Below are 15,893 nucleotides of genomic sequence, written 5' to 3'. Positions count from 1 at the left end.
ACACATAAAGCACTTACGAGATATTTCATATGTGCCTCTTTATAGAGATGCTTGCTTACCGTTAATATTCAGTGAAATATTATATTTATGAGTAGCTTGGAACTTAAAATCTGGGCTAATGTTATAGTTTCTTGATTTTCCGGAAAGAATATAACCATTTACAGTATTTACTTTAATCGGATAACTTTTATTTGCAGTCGTATCGACAAGTATTAAATTATTTAAAAGTGCATGGCGATTGCCAACATTACTTATCGTAAGGTAAGCATTATCTTGTTCTTGTTGTATAGACCAATTCAGTTTCGTAATTGCATCTTTATTGACTACAAACACAGGCAATGATGAGCGAAGCAATACATTTACACCTTGAGACGCTTTGCGGCTGTCAATAGGCTTTGGTAATTCATCAATAATAATACGATAGGTTTTTTCACCAGAAATAGGCTCTGGCTTAATTCTCACTACCCGTAAATTATAAGAGTCATTCGGTTGTAATTTTAAAAAAGGTGGGCTAATTGCAATATCATCTGTAGGTATTAATTGATCTTGCCCGGCATTTTGAGTCCATTCAAATATACGCACTTGTAAATCAGCACTTTCATTTGACTGATTATACAAACTAATTGAGGATGCTGTTTGATCACTCAATATTTCCACATTTACGGGAGAAAGACGTATTGAGGCAGCATTTAGCATACTAGGCAAAAATAATAATAAACTTGTAACAACAAAGATATTTTTTCTCATAACTTGCCCAGAACAACTTTTCTCAAATTAAGCTAGCTCTTTCAAACAAGAGCTAGCGACAACAGCGAATTGAACTTATTTTTAAATTAATAAGTTACAGTCACAGTTACTGTGTCAACATAACTACCTGCACTCGGTAAAACTGAGCCAGCAGGAATACGACCGTATACGTTCACTGTTTGTACCGCACCCGTACCTGTCCCGCTGTATGCTGTTGTTGAAATACCGATTGCTGTTGCACGGTTAGTGTCAGAGAAAAGGTTATAAGGGATATATTCGTTACTTGTTGCACCGCCAATCATACGGCGTTGAGTAGTTTGAGCATTTTTGCCTGCATCAAAAGCCAAAGTCCATGGCACAGTGTTGTTACATAGAACTTTAATTGCAGTACCACCTGTAGTTGTAGTGTCTGCATCTACGTTGCTCGCAAGCGAACTTAAAGTACCAAAGTCTAAAACTGCATTAGCAGTTGTACCTGTAGCTGAAGTATTGAGTACACAACTATTCGTAATTGTAGCCTTAACAGTTAATGTACCAGTAGCCGTTGCAGCATTTGCGGCATTGATAGACATTAAACCCATAGCAATTGCTGATAAACCGATGAGAGATTTTTTCATGATTGAAAACCTTTTTACATTACGCCAATAAGAATTAATAGATGTAAAAACTAGCCTTCCCCAATCCAATCACTAGCTTTTTCGACTGTTTTTTCAAAGCGTCATTTTTTTACTCTACTGTCCGCGCATCATACAAAAAAACAACAAAAATACTGATATTAATTTCATTTTAAATATCTATTAACAATTCAAAATTCGATGGATTTCTCAATTATGTGTTTTTGTATGGTCTATACCACTTTTTATAGAAATTTCCGGTAATTTTAATCACTTTTTTATTAGATTTAATAAAAAATGATAAAATTTCATTAGTTAAATTTTACCATCATTTTTTATAGTTTATCATTTATTAAAATCTCGCTTCCACTAGAAGAACAAAATTTAAGCTTTTGTTTGTTCTATATATTTTAAATGAATAAGAAAGCAATATTCTATGAATAAGAATTCTAAGTGGTTAGCTTTAAATTGAACAGTTTTTCTTAAATTTTATATAGTAAGAGTGACTTACCTTCAGCAAAGAAGAAAAATACGTCGCTTAAGTATTTCTAAAGACTAAATGAAAAATGAAACCTAAAATTCCACCTACCATCGCAAAGCCCAATTGAACATATGCTTTGCCATACCAAGCAAGCCGATCTAATTGATAATTTCCGTCACTCACATTAACCATCCACATATTCTTGATATCCCAAGTATGGAACCCCTTAGGACGTTCTGCGAAAAAATCAAGAATGGGAGTAAAACCTAAAATAAATAAAATGCCTAGCAAAGGGTAAACGATACAACCTGGAAAAATAGGTTTCTTTTTCTGTTCCATTGCATCAAATATAATGGCCACAATAACAAGTAAGGTTTCAACTAAAGCCACTTTCCTAAACGTTTCAAAATCGTAGCCAAGGTAAAACATTAAAAACAATAAAAAAATATCAGTAAAAAAAACAGAAAATGTTAACAATTTCCAGCTCATTTCAAATCCTTACTTAATTTTTTAGAATGCTATATAGTTGTAATAAAATCTATTGAAAATACTCTTTCAATTGACAAATACTATCAAAAAACGTTTAAAAAAACACAAGATGATCAGTTTAAAAGCTAGCTTTTTGATCAAGTGATATACAAATCTTTTTTGAGTTTGATTAATACTATAAGCATAAAAATATACTTAAATTAAAAGATAAATTTATATGATGAAAAATAGTTGCAATTAACCTTTCTAAATAATATTAATTTTATTCAATGCTATAGTCCAAATAATAACTTTAGCTATGAAATTTATAATCAACATTCTCATTATAAAATTTAATCATTTCTATAATCTACTCAATATTATATTTACTGAATATTTTGATCATCACAAGCAAAATATCATTATCACTTTCTAAATATATAGTCATTTAATTTTCAACTAACAATTCCCTACTTGTAGTTTGGGCTGCTTCTTGGCAAGGTATGTGCCAGTAAAACATTAGGAATTTGTTCACATATGGCGAGTCCGGCACAAATCATTCGACATAAATTTCTCAATACATTCTTTTCACGCCATTCTCTCTGGTTCTTGTGTATTTTTACTGCACTCAGTATCACGTGGTTTAGAACCGTATATACCCCTCATAGTATCTATTATTTTATTTCAGACACACTACTCAATGGTTTATGGGTAGTGACTAGTGCATTGAGCCTATTGGGTTTATATGACGTCTTACAAAATAGACACTCTATCTTAAGAAATTACCCAATTATGGGCCATTTCCGTTTTTTATTTGAAGATATACGTCCTGAAATTCGCCAATACTTTATTGAAGCCGATCAAGATGCCCTACCTTTCTCACGTATGCAAAGAAGCCTAGTTTATCAACGCGCTAAAAATGAAAATGCGGATAAACCTTTTGGCTCAATCATTGATGTATACCAACAAGATTATCGTTTTATTGTGCACTCAATTAGTCCATGCCCACCAGCAGATCCTAAGAGTTTTCGTATTCAAATTGGTAATGCACAATGCCTTCAACCCTATAGTGCTTCGATTATGAATATTTCTGCCATGAGCTTTGGTAGTTTAAGTGCGAATGCAATACGTGCATTGAATAAAGGAGCGCAATTAGGTGGTTTCTATCACGACACTGGTGAAGGTAGTCTCAGTCCTTATCATTTAGAAAATGGCGGTGATATTGTTTGGCAAATTGCCAGTGGTTATTTTGGTTGCCGTACTTTAGATGGAAAATTTGACGAACAAAAGTTTGCGAAGCAATCTCAATTACCACAGATCAAAATGATTGAGCTGAAGCTTTCACAAGGTGCTAAACCTGGTCATGGCGGTATTTTACCTAAACATAAAATTACCGCAGAAATTGCCGAAATTCGTGGCGTTTCACGTGACCATGACTGTATTTCCCCCGCAAAACACTCTAGCTTTTCAACACCAATTGAAATGATGCACTTTTTACAAAAGCTGCGCACATTATCTGGTGGTAAACCAGTTGGTTTTAAACTATGTATTGGCCAGCCATGGCAATTTATGAGCATTGTAAAAGCAATGCTTGAAACAAAAATTGTTCCAGATTTTATTGTGGTAGATGGCTCTGAAGGTGGTACTGGTGCAGCACCAATTGAGTTTAGTGACTATATTGGTACTCCATTACGTGAGGGCTTACGTTTTGTACATAACACGCTTGTAGGTGCAGGACTAAGAGACCAAGTTAAAATTGGTGCAAGTGGCAAAATTATTAGCGCATTTGATATTGCCAGTACTTTTGCATTAGGTGCAGATTGGGTTAACTCAGCACGTGGTTTTATGTTTGCTGTGGGTTGTATTCAAGCGCAAAGTTGTCATACCAACCAATGTCCTGTAGGTGTAGCAACTCAAGATAAAGACCGTCAAAAAGCACTACATGTACCCACTAAAGCAGAGCGCGTGTTTAATTTCCATAAAAATACATTACATGCTTTATCAGAAATGATTGCTGCTGCTGGTTTACGCCATCCTTCAGATATTAAAGCTCATCATTTGGCTCAGCGTGTAAATGACCGTGAAATCAAGAACTATGCTCAATTGCATTTCTTCTTGAAAGAAGGAGAACTTTTACAATCTGAACTAAAAAATGATGATGATAATTTCTATTACCGTATGTGGAATATGGCCGATGCCAATCATTTTTAATTTAAATTAGATTGATTATTTGGGCATCATCTTTATTGTGATGCCCTTCTATTTTCTAACTTATTATGTGATTTTTATTTAAATAAAATTCTGTTATTAATTTGTCTTTGCTATATTTTTCACCTACTATAAAAGTATAAATAATATACACACTTTAATTTTATTAAATAAATATCCTCAAATTGTTATAACAAGAAGGTGTTCACTCATGTTAAAAAAAACATTCATTCCCACTTTTATTGCTCTTGCTGTTGGTTTAAGTAGCTATGCAGCCGCTTGTACACGTGCGGTATATTTAGGCAATGACCAACATGTTATTACAGCCCGCTCAATGGACTGGAAGGTTGATACAGGCACAAATTTATGGATTTTGCCGAGTGGTGTTGCTCGTGATGGGAGTGCAGGACCAAATTCAATAAAATGGACGTCTAAATATGGCAGCGTTATTGCTACAGGTTATGAAGTTGCTACAACCGATGGAATGAATGAGGCTGGTTTGGTCGCTAATGTCTTATGGTTAGTCGAATCCCAATATCCAGATGTAAAAAAATCTAATAAACCATTATTAAGCATCGCAGCTTGGGCACAGTATGTACTCGATAATTTTGCAACCGTTGACGAAGCCGTTAAAGCTCTTGAAAAAGAGCCCTATACAATCGTGACAGATAGCGTTCCGGGCGAATCAAGACTCACAACACTCCATTTGTCTATTTCCGATAAAACAGGTGATAGTGCAATCATTGAATATATCGGCGGAAAACAAGTGATTCATCACAGCCGAAGTTATCAAATTATGACTAATTCCCCTACATTTGATAAACAGCTTGCACTTGCGGAATATTGGAAACAAATCGGCGGCACCGTTATGCTACCAGGTACTAACCGTGCTTCTGACCGTTTTGCACGAGCATCATTTTATATTAATGCAATTCCAAAAACTGATGATATGAAACAAGCTCAGGCTTCTGTATTTAGTGTCATTCGGAATGCCTCTGTTCCATATGGATTGAATACACAAGAAGAGCCTAATATTTCATCGACTCGCTGGAGAACTGTTGCAGACCATAAACAGATGCTTTATTTTTTTGAATCAGCCTTATCACCAAATGTATTTTGGGTCGACTTGAAGAAAATAAATTTTAAAGATGGTAAAACGCGTAGACTGGATCTCGGTCCCGAGCAAAGCCATATCTATGCTGGAGATGCGACTTCTGACTTTAAAATTGCAAAACCATTTGCTTTTTTAAGCCCCAAAACTCTTTAATGAAGGGTAAAATTTATCATCTCTAAGATAAATAATATTAAACGTGCTTTCTTGGAATTACATTATGAAAAAAGCCCTATTTTTATTAGGTACTTGTTTACTTACAGCAGCTTGTAGTACGACTTCGTATAAGTCTAATACCACGACAACAACATCTGAGGTAAAGACAGCGGGTCAGCTTAATTGCTTACCTACAGAACTTTGTCCAAGCTTACTCGTTAAATGGAATGAACAACAGAAAAACCAAGTCCGCGTAGATGTACATTTAAGTAGTAGTTATAACTTCTATGATATTAATTCATTAGTATTTGATATTGATGGGAAACAATTTAGTTATAAACCAGCTCAAGCTACTGAGAAAACAAATGTCAGTCGCCTTGTTCCTAAGCACTCGACGACATACTTTATTATTCCAAGTCAATTCTTACAGGAATTTAAAAACGCGAAAAACATTAATGTTTTAGTTAAAACTGATAAAGGTATTATTGAGCGAAATATGTATTCACCGCAAAAGCAATCTTCAGTGTATAAAAATTTCGTTGAGCTTTATCAAAGCTTAAAATAATCATCTGATTTGATTAACTGATGCACTCAATCTATTGACTAGAGTGAGTGCATTAATTTTTTAATAATAAAAATGCTTTGGCTTAGCATGTAAAAAGGCTGGAATCAAACCAGTTAAAGCCGCACGAATATCTGCACGTTCATTAATTAATTGATGAGACCCCTCTTCAAGCATTAATAATGTTTGAAGTCTAAATTTACGGCGAATAAACTCAATGTTATAACGCCAGTCTACCGTTTGATCTAATGCCCCTTGCGCCAACCAGACAGGAATACGGCAAGCAGGTCGTTCTTCCATTTCCTGCATCCATTTTGACATTGCCAAAATCCAGTCCATACCCATCATGCGTGGCTGTAACGGATCTTTTAAACGAATAAATCGTAAAAATTCAGGGTTATGGTTATTGCGTCTAAAGTGCCTAGGAACCTGACGCTTTATGCGGCGAATAATGCCGAGTCCTACCGGATTATGCCACCATGCAGTTTTAGCAGGTCGAATTAAAGGCGAAAGTAGCAAAACTCTATCAACGATTGGGTCTTGTCTTTTTTCGGCATATTCAAGCAGATGATGCATCCAAATTGCCCCACCCGTACTTTGGCCTATACCTACCCAAGGTTTGGGTAATTGATCTGCATGTTTAACATACCGATAAACAGCCATTAGAACTTGCTGATAATGATCAAAATTTTGAATACTTGCTGGTGAACCATTGCTCAAACCATGACCAGGTAAATCATAGGTAATTACACTAAAACCTTGCTCAAGTATTTCACGAATGATGGGTTGATATATCCCGCTATGCTCAAGATAACCATGTAACAAACATACAGTTCCCTGTACTTTATCTACTTTAGGCTTAAAAACTTGGACATGTAGACGAAATAAAGGCATTTGAACATAGCCTTGCCAATGGTCACAGTCGAGCAAATGCAAACCATATAATTTTCGGTAGGCTAAAAGTTCACGAGAAGGTTCTTCTAATGTATTTAAATTAAGTGGACTTAAAACTTGCGGAGTGAGATCACGGTTAGGCACCGGTAAATCTAATTGTTTTAATACGGCAGGATTGAGAAATGGAATCTCAGACATTAAGGCACCTCTCGACAATCACTTGAACCAAATAACATGTCACGAATTGTCGCAAGTAATTCATAATTTGCACGACGACTATGATCGTAGTTTTGTGTACTTGGTTGCCAACGTGTAAGTGCTGTTGGCATTGGGGCAATTACTGGAATCGTTTCGATGCCATTCAAAGCAAATAGACGGCGCGTACGCGGCATATGATATTCATCTGTGACTAACATCACCGTAGGTGCACCACCTTTCTTTTGAAGCAGCAATGAACTAAAGCGAGTATTCTCACAAGTATTCATACTTCTTTGTTCTAATAATTTTGCATCAACGCCACGTTCTTTCAACCAAGCCTGCATGTAAGGAGCTTCAACACCACTTAATACAATGGGTAAATGGTTTTGCTTTTCAACTTCTAGCGTTTTTTCCAGTCTTAATCGTGTATAGCTGTTAACTACAATATCTTTGCCATTTTTATCTAAAGTTAAACCACCACCTAACACCACAATAGCGTAGGGTTCTGATAACTTTTTAGGTTGAGTCGGTAATGGATTTTTACGGACATATTCAACTTTCTGCTCAGGCTCACTTACCGCTTTCTGATGTTCTGGTACGACAGGTTTTCTAGCTAAAAACTCAGTATATTGTTCGGTAAGCGCTTTATTTTCAGAACTATTAATAAAAAGTGCCTCATCAATAGGACTACTTGCTTCATCAGCAGCATCAATTTCTGAGTTTTTAGCAACTAGAGGTACACTTACAGCTGAGGTGTCGTCATCTTCTTCCTGCTCTTGTTCTTTTTCTTCTAAAAGAATAATTTGCTGCAAAGCTTTATAGTTCTCTTGGATGTAGCCCAAGTCTTCTGTCTTTTTTTCACGTATCGCATCTTCGGTCAGCTTTAAATATGCTTGACGTGCAATCCATAAATTTGAACCTGGTTCTAAGTTATCATGTTCACTTAATGCAGCTTGTCGCTGGCTTTCCGCTGCCACTTCATTCACATCTACCGGAACAAAATAGTTAAGTCCAGCTACAATAAGTTTTGAGTAAAATGGCGAATATAAAAAAACCACGAAACAGCCTAATAGTACAAATAGCACAGTAACTACTTGTACAAAACGTACCATCAAGTGTACTTTTGGCATAGACCTATTCCGTATGATTTTCAATTAAACCTAAACTGTTATAAAGCACAGGCTCTGGTTCTAACATAACATGGAACCGCTGATCAACATCATGTTGTACAGCTTGATAAGTTTTCTTTACATCAGCAAGAGATGCATTGGCATAATTCACCAAAACCAACGCTTGTTTGTGAAACATCCCTACTACACCAAGTTGTTTCCCTTTCCAACCTGCTTGATCAATTAACCAGCCCGCTGCAATTTTAACGTTGCCGTTGGCTTGAGGATAATGTGGAATTGTTGAAAATTGTGTGATTAAGCGTTCAAATTCTTGAGCACTTACAATCGGGTTTTTAAAGAAACTTCCTACATTTGGATATGCTTTAGGATCGGGTAATTTACTTTGGCGAATACGGATGACCTGATTTTGTAAATTCTCAGCAGTTAGGTCGTCTCCAACCGCTTGCTTTAAATCACCATAATTCAGCTTTAAATGAGCTTGTTTAAGTAATTTAAAGGTAACATGCGTAATGATGTAGCGTGTCGGATCATCTTTAAAAATGCTATGTCTATAAGAAAAATGACAGTCGGCCGCCAAAATTGATTGGGTCTCTTTAAGTTTACGGTCATAGACTTGTACTGACTCAATAAACTCACCAACCTCAACACCATAAGCACCAATATTCTGTACGGGTGAAGCACCGACTAAGCCCGGAATAAGGGCTAAATTTTGCAAGCCAAACCAGTTCTGCTGTGTGCTATATAAAACAAAATCGTGCCAAACTTGCCCTGCACCTACTTTGACACAAACAAAATCCTCATCTTCAGATAAAACTTCTATACCCTGAATATCAAGATGAATGACTAACGCATTAATTTGCTGCGGTAGCAACATATTACTACCGCCAGATAATACAAGTACATTTAGCTCATGCGCTTTAGCAAAATCTAAAGCTTCCTTAATGTCTTCAACAGACGTGATCTTAGTATAATGAGAAGATGTTACATCTAAACTTAAAGTATTGAATGGCTTAAGCTGTACTTGATTTTGAATTTGCATTGTATTGATAAACCTATTCTTAAACATTCAATTGTTTTTTTAAGACATTAATCCATGCCAGAGTACTTGATTCACATTGGTCAAGTACGCGCTCGAAACCATCATCCCCACCATAATAAGGATCAGGCAAAGCTTGTTTTGGATATTGAGGATCATGTTCACTCATTAATGCTACTTTTGCTCGAATTTGATGGCTACCAAATTGAAAGATAGCGCTTTGTAGCAAATCATGAATATCTTCAAAGTTCTGATGATCCATTGCCAAAATCAAATCAAAATCTAAAAAGTCTTGAGTTGAAAGTTGTCTGGCACGTAAAGAGGATAAGTCATAGCCTCTTTTCTTCGCATGCAGTTGGCTACGCTGATCTGGTGCTTTATTTGGATGATAATTGCTCGTTCCAGCTGAATCGACAATCACATTAAGTTGATGCTTATCACAATAATGTCTGAAAACAACTTCAGCCGTGGGAGAACGGCAGATATTTCCTAAACAGACACATAACACCTTATACTGCGTTTCCATTAGAAATTTATTCCAACCACTTGAATTACATATGAATAAGTATTTTGCACGTAAAATCTTGCAAAATCCTGACTAAACTATCAATTGTTGTCAGGTTTGAGTTGACCATTGTGACAAGTTGCATTTTGTCAAAACTCAGATGGCTTGAAAAGGAAAATAATGTTTATCAATAGATTAAAAGTTGATAAATCAGGCGACAAAGTAGCTAAATTTGTATTTTTATTTTCATTAGATACGCTAAATATATTTTCAGCAAACACATACTCAATTATAAAAGCCCTACTCATAGGGCTTTAAATAAATCACTTAGATGCAGTCATTAACTCAATCATTTCCTTTGTTGGCCTTAAGCCACCTAATTGCCACTGTTCAGGTGGATATTCATCAATTCGAATCCAAACATGCTCTCGAAAAGCTGGATTACCCTTACCCTCTATTTCTACAAATAAGTCTGTTATCCGTTTAAAAAGTTCGGCCTTACTGTCTTTATCGAGTAAACCTTCTATAGTTTGTATATTTATAAATGGCATAATGCTACCTGAATTAATGCTAGGTCTAAATTATAGACTCATCCTAATTGGAGCTCCCTCTAATGTCAAATCAAATTATTCCAGATCATAAATTTCCCGTAGATGTATGTGGAATCTTTAAAATTACTGAAATATTGAATGACAGATGGACAATCCTCTTGTTAAGAGAAGCTTTCTATGGGATAACAAAATTTAATGATTTTTTAGTAAATACAGGTATATCAAAGCAAATTTTATCTAATCGTCTAAAACACCTCATCCAATTAGAAATATTTGAACTATCAATTTATAAGGAAGTGGGTGTACGAGAGCGTAAAGAATACTTACTCACCAAAAAAGGTAAAAGCTTAAATATTGTTTTGCTTGCCATGCTTGAATCTGGTAGTAATTTTATTGAAGCCGATAAAGATGTCGTGAAAATTTTTAAGAAGAATTCAGATGATCAACTCAAATTAAAGCTTGTTGATTCATCTAATCAAATCATAGATCGTAATAATCTGGAACTGAAACTTATTCCTCGCAGAAATAAGGAATAACTTTTTATTTAGATATAAAAAAAGCTCAAATATTATGGGCTTTTAAGCAACATGAAGACAAAAATCATTTATTTTTAAATAACTTATCAGTCATATTTCTATCAATTTTACTACGATGACCATTCTCGAAGTATCGGTCTACATGACATAGTTTTGTTTTGGTATCACAGAACACACCATTTGAAAGTGTAAATGCTGAAGTATCAAAATCGCCTTGAGAGAACGCTTTATTCGCTTTATAAGTGCCTAAGTATTTAGCTGTAAGTTTTTTAGAGATACCCTTTTTGTCTGCGCAAATGTATTTGTCACAAATTACACCCTTTTGAGGTGAATATACACCAGAGTTGGTTTTTGCCATCGCTGCGGAGCTAAGCATAAAGCAAGTACATCCAATAACACTAAGTAAAGTTTTAGAAATTTTCATTTTTTAGAACCGAATAAAATTATAAATTGTTAAGACATTATATAAATTAGAAGCTTGCCAGAAAATCAACAGAGCCCTATAAATAACAAAAAGCCCACCGTTCAATGGCTTCTTAAATAACTTGTGCATCGCCTGAATATCCGATTTAGAGCACATAAAAACAGTGCTCATCTTATACAACACTCAACATAATTGCCCCAGAACTACTTTATTTTAAAGTGTCTTATGCTAAGTTATTTAAAGATTGAATCTTATAGAATCGTTCAACAATAATTTTCAAGAATAAGGAAATAACGTATATGAGCCATTTTCAATTTCAAACCGTTCCAAACATCATCTCTGGCTTAGGCTCTATACAAGAATTACAAAATGTTTTGTCATCAAAAGCTTACCGTAAGTTATTACTGGTCACCGATGCAGGCATGATCAAAAATCAGTTACATCTACCCATTCTTCAAATTTTAGATACACTCAATATTGAATATGACATTTATGCAGATGTACAGGCTGACCCACCAGAACAAGTGGTCTTAGATGCAGCCAATTATGCAAAACAGCAAAATGTAGATGCCATTATTGGTTTTGGTGGTGGCAGTTCTTTAGATGTTGCAAAAGTTATTGCTTTACTCGCCCACCCCGACCAGACTCAAAGTTTGCAAGACATGTATGGCGTAAACCAAGTCACCACAGCTCGCCTTCCGCTTATTTTAATTCCAACGACAGCCGGTACGGGTTCGGAAGTAACGCCTATCTCCATTGTCACCACGGGTGAAACGACAAAAATGGGGATTGTCTCTCCAGTACTGTACGCAGACACTGCAATTCTTGATGCTACCTTTACTCAAAACTTGCCAGCTCATATTACTGCTGCAACAGGTATCGATGCGATGGTGCATGCCATTGAGGCATATACCTCTAAACACAAGAAGAATATATACACCGATATTTTAGCTAAGAATGCTTTGAAGCTACTAAACCATAACTTACCGAAAGTTCTTAAAGATGGTAATGATTTAGAAGCACGTCAAAACATGCTGTTCGGTTCAATGCTCGCAGGTCAAGCATTCGCAAACTCGCCTGTTGCCGCTGTACATGCTTTAGCTTACCCATTGGGCGGTCATTTTCATTTATCACATGGACATACCAATGCCTTAGTGTTGGTCGAAGTATTAAAATTTAATGCGCCCAATGCAAAAAAATACTATGCAGAACTTATGCAATGGCTCGATCCATACAGTAATGGCAGCACCGATGGCTTGTGTGATCTGTTTATTGACCATATGCAGAACCACTTAGACCGTAGTGGCTTGACCTTAAAACTTAGAGATTTGGGTATTGATGAGTCGAGCTTACCTCGGCTTGCACAAGATGCCATGTTACAAACTCGCTTGCTACAAAATAATCCACGAGATATGACAGAAGCAGCTGCTTTGGCAATTTATCAGGCGATTCATTAATGACTAAACCAGTTTTAAGAAACCGAGATCAATTTAAGTTCTTTTTAGATATTCAAACGCGTTGGGCAGATAATGATATTTATGGTCATGTGAATAATGTGACTTACTATAGCTACTTCGATACAGCAGCCAATGCATTGCTCATTCAGAAAACAGGTTTTGATATTCATGAAGCAAAGTCAATTGGGTTAGTGGTTGATTCAGCTTGTAGCTTTTTACAAGAGTTATCATTTCCAGAAATTATTCAAGTAGGTGTTGCGATTGGTAAAATCGGTACGACTTCACTACGTTATGAATTGGCAATCTTTAAACAAGGTCAAGATCAAGCCTCAGCTCAAGGGCATTTTGTGCATGTGTTTGTAGATCGTGAAACGCGTAAGACTGTTCCAATTTCTGAGTCAATTCGTGCAGTATTAGAGAATTTTTTATTATAAAAAATGGGGCAAAAAGAAAATGATCTGTTCTTTTTGCCCACCTAAACTTACATCATTGCGGGATCACTAAAGGAGTCTTCACCCGTTTCGACTCGGCCCGCAAAACGTCGGTAATAATACGGATCACTCTGACTCGTGATTTCAAAATCATACCAATGCCCTACATCAGCCAAAGCCCAATGCTGCTTAACAAGCTGTCCCACTTTTACGGTAAGTTGTAAAGGTGCATCTTTTCGGTATGCACAAGGTTTTATCGTCAATATTGCATCCTTGGTTCCTTCATTCATAAGTTCGACATAAACATCACCATTGGCAATGTCATAACAGACGCGAATTTCAGGTTTAACGCCACTATCAACAATACGTTGAGTATCCCCTTTGAAATGACGATGGTAGCCATTTGGACCAAGTACCCATAGGTCATAACAACCTAGGTTATCTTTTAAAGCATCCCATTCATCGTCTAAAGTTTTATTCGGCTCGACAATATAACGCTTTGGAATACGGTCTAAGTTAAGTTTGTCATAAACATGAAAAACCGCAGCTTGTGTACCTGTATTAGAGAATATTAATTGCACTTTGCCATCCGCTTTACAGCGCGCACTGGTATGCAATTCGTAAGGTAGCGCACGCGACAAACGTATGCCACTTTGCTGGATCGGCAACTTAATATCCGTTGGTACAGGAACAGCAGGCAAAGCTTCTTGATTTACCCTTAATGTATCTGCCTGCACACGTGTTTGTTTACCGCTCAGCTGCGGTAAAACATCTGCATTTGGAGTTTTAAAGTTAAATGCACTGGTTAAATCACCACACACTGCACGGCGGTACGCACTGATATTCGGCTCTTTAACCCCAAAACGTTTTTCTAAAAACATGAGTACAGAGGTATGGTCAAACACTTGCGAATTGACCCAGCCACCACGGCTCCATGGGGAAATCACATATAACGGAACACGAGGACCCGGACCATAAACACGACCATCAGGTGTAGGCTGAGAATGGCTTCCTTCAGGCGCAGCATGATCAAAATATTCATCCTGCATATCGGCACTACTTAATGTCGATTTGCCAGCATACTGACCATTTGCAAGTCGTGATGGCGCAGATGGTGACGGTACATGGTCAAAGTAACCATCATTTTCATCGAAGTTAATAAGCAGTGCTGTTTTACTCCAGACTTCTGGCACAGCAGTTAATGCATCAATAATTTCTTGAATAAACCATGCCCCTTGGACAGGACTTGAAGGGTCTGGATGTTCGCAATAAATTGAGGGCGCATTAATCCAAGACACTTGAGGTAACATACCTTCACGAATGTCGCGTTTAAAAGCATCGAGGTATTCTTCAGGCTTATTGCCCGGTAGTGTATTTGCAATGCCTTTATAGAGTGGATTTTTGGCATTATCCGTAGCAGAGTCATAGGCTTTATACGGTAGTTTTTGGCCCGTATCTGCATATGGTTTGTTTGGTTCACCACCACTTGCAACTGGGTAACCAGAAGCAATGTTTGCCTTTCTAAAGGAACGAAATGCACCAAGCATATTATCGCCCCATTCATCCGGCATATTTTGATAACAAATCCAACTTACCCCTGCTTCTTCTAATCTTTCGGCATAGGTCTTCCATGTATAACCGCGATCTGCCGTGGCAGGATTACCATCAATCCAGTCCCATTCGTTATTTACAAATGAACGCTTGGTCGGTGTTGCCCCATTAGTTCCAGTTAAATGAAAAGAGCGGTTAGCATCTGTTCCAGTGTGCATAGAGCAATGATAGGCATCACAAATCGTAAAGGCATTGGCAAGCGCAAACTGATATGGAATTTCTTTTTCTTTAAAGTAGCCCATGGATATATCAGTCTTATGAGTTGGCCAGTTCGCCATACGCCCATTATCCCATGCCAACTGACTATCGTTCCATGTATGCGGTGTGCCATCTGCACGCTGTGCATTATTGGCTGTACCGTCTAAATGAAAAGGCGTTAAAACTTGCCGATTGCGTCTAAGCTGTTCCCAAACCTTACGACCATTTGGCAAGGGAATTGTAAAGCGGTCAGCAAAACCTCGAACGCCTTTTAACGTACCAAAGTAATGATCAAAAGATCGGTTTTCCTGCATTAAAATAATAACGTGTTCAATATCTTGAATAGTACCCGTTTTATTATTTGCAGGAATGGCTAAAGCTTTTTGAATACTAGATGGAAAAGCTGCCAATGCCGCAGCACCAAAACCCATATTTAAAGAGTAATTTAAAAATTTACGACGTGTAATCATGATCAGGTTCTTTTTATTATTTAAGTTTAAGGAGCACAGCGCATTACAGGCTTTTTACCTGTCTCTGGTGTATTTGAATTATCATTTGATGAGTCGTTACAACCA

At 36.7% G+C, this 15,893-nt stretch carries 16 protein-coding genes; 6 read left to right on the top strand and 10 right to left on the bottom strand.

Going from position 1 to position 15,893, the window contains the following annotated elements; genetic code table 11:
• Window positions 1-39 precede the first annotated feature (39 nt).
• From RMA95_RS11345 to RMA95_RS11335, 3 genes are all read right to left on the bottom strand, one after another.
• Entirely contained in the window at window positions 40-747 is a 708-nt protein-coding gene (locus RMA95_RS11345; protein ID WP_311070656.1) for a fimbria/pilus periplasmic chaperone, read from the bottom strand.
• Window positions 748-833: 86 nt separating this feature from the next.
• A complete protein-coding gene (locus RMA95_RS11340) occupies window positions 834-1,364 on the bottom strand; it encodes a spore coat U domain-containing protein (RefSeq protein ID WP_275290118.1) in 531 nt (176 codons plus the stop codon).
• A gap of 535 nt (window positions 1,365-1,899) precedes the next feature.
• The gene (locus RMA95_RS11335) at window positions 1,900-2,331 is read right to left on the bottom strand and encodes a hypothetical protein (RefSeq protein WP_263613933.1); all 432 of its coding nucleotides are present in this window, start codon (window positions 2,329-2,331) and stop codon (window positions 1,900-1,902) included.
• Window positions 2,332-2,847: 516 nt separating this feature from the next.
• Here RMA95_RS11335 and RMA95_RS11330 point away from each other — a divergent pair.
• The 3 genes from RMA95_RS11330 (at window position 2,848) to RMA95_RS11320 (ending at window position 6,350) form a co-directional block, all read left to right on the top strand.
• Entirely contained in the window at window positions 2,848-4,521 is a 1,674-nt protein-coding gene (locus RMA95_RS11330; protein WP_274786156.1) for an FMN-binding glutamate synthase family protein, read from the top strand.
• A gap of 208 nt (window positions 4,522-4,729) precedes the next feature.
• Window positions 4,730-5,785 carry a linear amide C-N hydrolase gene (locus RMA95_RS11325; protein WP_311070652.1) on the top strand — a complete coding sequence of 352 codons (1,056 nt, stop codon included), beginning with the start codon at window positions 4,730-4,732 and terminating at the stop codon, window positions 5,783-5,785.
• 61 nt (window positions 5,786-5,846) lie between these two features.
• Window positions 5,847-6,350, top strand: coding sequence for a hypothetical protein (locus RMA95_RS11320; protein WP_081404935.1), 504 nt, complete (start codon window positions 5,847-5,849; stop codon window positions 6,348-6,350).
• A 60-nt stretch (window positions 6,351-6,410) separates the two neighbouring features.
• On the opposite strand, the gene RMA95_RS11315 is transcribed toward RMA95_RS11320, so the two are convergent.
• The 5 genes from RMA95_RS11315 to RMA95_RS11295 all read right to left on the bottom strand — a co-directional run bounded on the left by RMA95_RS11315 (window position 6,411) and on the right by RMA95_RS11295 (window position 10,661).
• Entirely contained in the window at window positions 6,411-7,439 is a 1,029-nt protein-coding gene (locus RMA95_RS11315) for an alpha/beta hydrolase (RefSeq protein WP_263613936.1), read from the bottom strand.
• Window positions 7,439-8,569 carry a YdcF family protein gene (locus tag RMA95_RS11310; protein WP_311070648.1) on the bottom strand — a complete coding sequence of 377 codons (1,131 nt, stop codon included), beginning with the start codon at window positions 8,567-8,569 and terminating at the stop codon, window positions 7,439-7,441. Before RMA95_RS11310 ends, RMA95_RS11315 begins: the two co-directional genes overlap by 1 nt.
• A gap of 4 nt (window positions 8,570-8,573) precedes the next feature.
• A complete protein-coding gene (gene murB, locus RMA95_RS11305) occupies window positions 8,574-9,608 on the bottom strand; it encodes a UDP-N-acetylmuramate dehydrogenase (RefSeq protein WP_311070646.1) in 1,035 nt (344 codons plus the stop codon).
• A gap of 19 nt (window positions 9,609-9,627) precedes the next feature.
• On the bottom strand, window positions 9,628-10,131 hold the full coding sequence (locus RMA95_RS11300) for a low molecular weight protein-tyrosine-phosphatase (protein WP_263613939.1): 504 nt from the start codon (window positions 10,129-10,131) through the stop codon (window positions 9,628-9,630).
• 302 nt (window positions 10,132-10,433) lie between these two features.
• On the bottom strand, window positions 10,434-10,661 hold the full coding sequence (locus RMA95_RS11295; RefSeq protein WP_311070644.1) for a 4-oxalocrotonate tautomerase family protein: 228 nt from the start codon (window positions 10,659-10,661) through the stop codon (window positions 10,434-10,436).
• Window positions 10,662-10,723: 62 nt separating this feature from the next.
• Between RMA95_RS11295 and RMA95_RS11290 the strand changes: the two genes are divergently transcribed.
• Window positions 10,724-11,197 (top strand): winged helix-turn-helix transcriptional regulator, encoded by a 474-nt coding sequence (locus RMA95_RS11290; protein ID WP_311070641.1) that lies wholly within the window; start codon window positions 10,724-10,726, stop codon window positions 11,195-11,197.
• Between the two features lie 64 nt (window positions 11,198-11,261).
• On the opposite strand, the gene RMA95_RS11285 is transcribed toward RMA95_RS11290, so the two are convergent.
• Complete coding sequence (locus RMA95_RS11285; protein WP_311070639.1) at window positions 11,262-11,621, bottom strand: YcgJ family protein; 360 nt, start codon at window positions 11,619-11,621, stop codon at window positions 11,262-11,264.
• A 299-nt stretch (window positions 11,622-11,920) separates the two neighbouring features.
• Here RMA95_RS11285 and RMA95_RS11280 point away from each other — a divergent pair, with 299 nt between their 5' ends.
• Both RMA95_RS11280 and RMA95_RS11275 read left to right on the top strand, forming a co-directional pair.
• Window positions 11,921-13,078 (top strand): iron-containing alcohol dehydrogenase, encoded by a 1,158-nt coding sequence (locus RMA95_RS11280; protein WP_086496966.1) that lies wholly within the window; start codon window positions 11,921-11,923, stop codon window positions 13,076-13,078.
• Window positions 13,078-13,512, top strand: coding sequence for a thioesterase family protein (locus RMA95_RS11275; RefSeq protein ID WP_311070636.1), 435 nt, complete (start codon window positions 13,078-13,080; stop codon window positions 13,510-13,512). Before RMA95_RS11280 ends, RMA95_RS11275 begins: the two co-directional genes overlap by 1 nt.
• Window positions 13,513-13,559: 47 nt before the next feature.
• On the opposite strand, the gene RMA95_RS11270 is transcribed toward RMA95_RS11275, so the two are convergent.
• Window positions 13,560-15,788, bottom strand: coding sequence for a phosphocholine-specific phospholipase C (locus tag RMA95_RS11270; RefSeq protein ID WP_311070634.1), 2,229 nt, complete (start codon window positions 15,786-15,788; stop codon window positions 13,560-13,562).
• Window positions 15,789-15,893: the final 105 nt, after the last annotated feature.

The organism is Acinetobacter sp. V110_1 (assembly GCF_031798975.1).
GTDB classification, from domain to species: Bacteria; Pseudomonadota; Gammaproteobacteria; order Pseudomonadales; family Moraxellaceae; genus Acinetobacter; species Acinetobacter nosocomialis_A.
Note: the sequence above shows the minus strand (reverse complement) of the source record. Positions and strands in the feature narration are given on the sequence as shown.

Bases quoted from the DNA above. Each gene is read 5' to 3' on its own strand.
- RMA95_RS11345 (WP_311070656.1), bottom strand. From the start codon at position 747: ATGAGAAAAAATATCTTTGTTGTTACAAGTTTATTATTATTTTTGCCT.
- RMA95_RS11340 (WP_275290118.1), bottom strand. From the start codon at position 1,364: ATGAAAAAATCTCTCATCGGTTTATCAGCAATTGCTATGGGTTTAATG.
- RMA95_RS11335 (WP_263613933.1), bottom strand. From the start codon at position 2,331: ATGAGCTGGAAATTGTTAACATTTTCTGTTTTTTTTACTGATATTTTT.
- RMA95_RS11330 (WP_274786156.1), top strand. From the start codon at position 2,848: ATGGCGAGTCCGGCACAAATCATTCGACATAAATTTCTCAATACATTC.
- RMA95_RS11325 (WP_311070652.1), top strand. From the start codon at position 4,730: ATGTTAAAAAAAACATTCATTCCCACTTTTATTGCTCTTGCTGTTGGT.
- RMA95_RS11315 (WP_263613936.1), bottom strand. From the start codon at position 7,439: ATGTCTGAGATTCCATTTCTCAATCCTGCCGTATTAAAACAATTAGAT.
- RMA95_RS11310 (WP_311070648.1), bottom strand. From the start codon at position 8,569: ATGCCAAAAGTACACTTGATGGTACGTTTTGTACAAGTAGTTACTGTG.
- murB (WP_311070646.1), bottom strand. From the start codon at position 9,608: ATGCAAATTCAAAATCAAGTACAGCTTAAGCCATTCAATACTTTAAGT.
- RMA95_RS11300 (WP_263613939.1), bottom strand. From the start codon at position 10,131: ATGGAAACGCAGTATAAGGTGTTATGTGTCTGTTTAGGAAATATCTGC.
- RMA95_RS11295 (WP_311070644.1), bottom strand. From the start codon at position 10,661: ATGCCATTTATAAATATACAAACTATAGAAGGTTTACTCGATAAAGAC.
- RMA95_RS11290 (WP_311070641.1), top strand. From the start codon at position 10,724: ATGTCAAATCAAATTATTCCAGATCATAAATTTCCCGTAGATGTATGT.
- RMA95_RS11285 (WP_311070639.1), bottom strand. From the start codon at position 11,621: ATGAAAATTTCTAAAACTTTACTTAGTGTTATTGGATGTACTTGCTTT.
- RMA95_RS11280 (WP_086496966.1), top strand. From the start codon at position 11,921: ATGAGCCATTTTCAATTTCAAACCGTTCCAAACATCATCTCTGGCTTA.
- RMA95_RS11275 (WP_311070636.1), top strand. From the start codon at position 13,078: ATGACTAAACCAGTTTTAAGAAACCGAGATCAATTTAAGTTCTTTTTA.
- RMA95_RS11270 (WP_311070634.1), bottom strand. From the start codon at position 15,788: ATGATTACACGTCGTAAATTTTTAAATTACTCTTTAAATATGGGTTTT.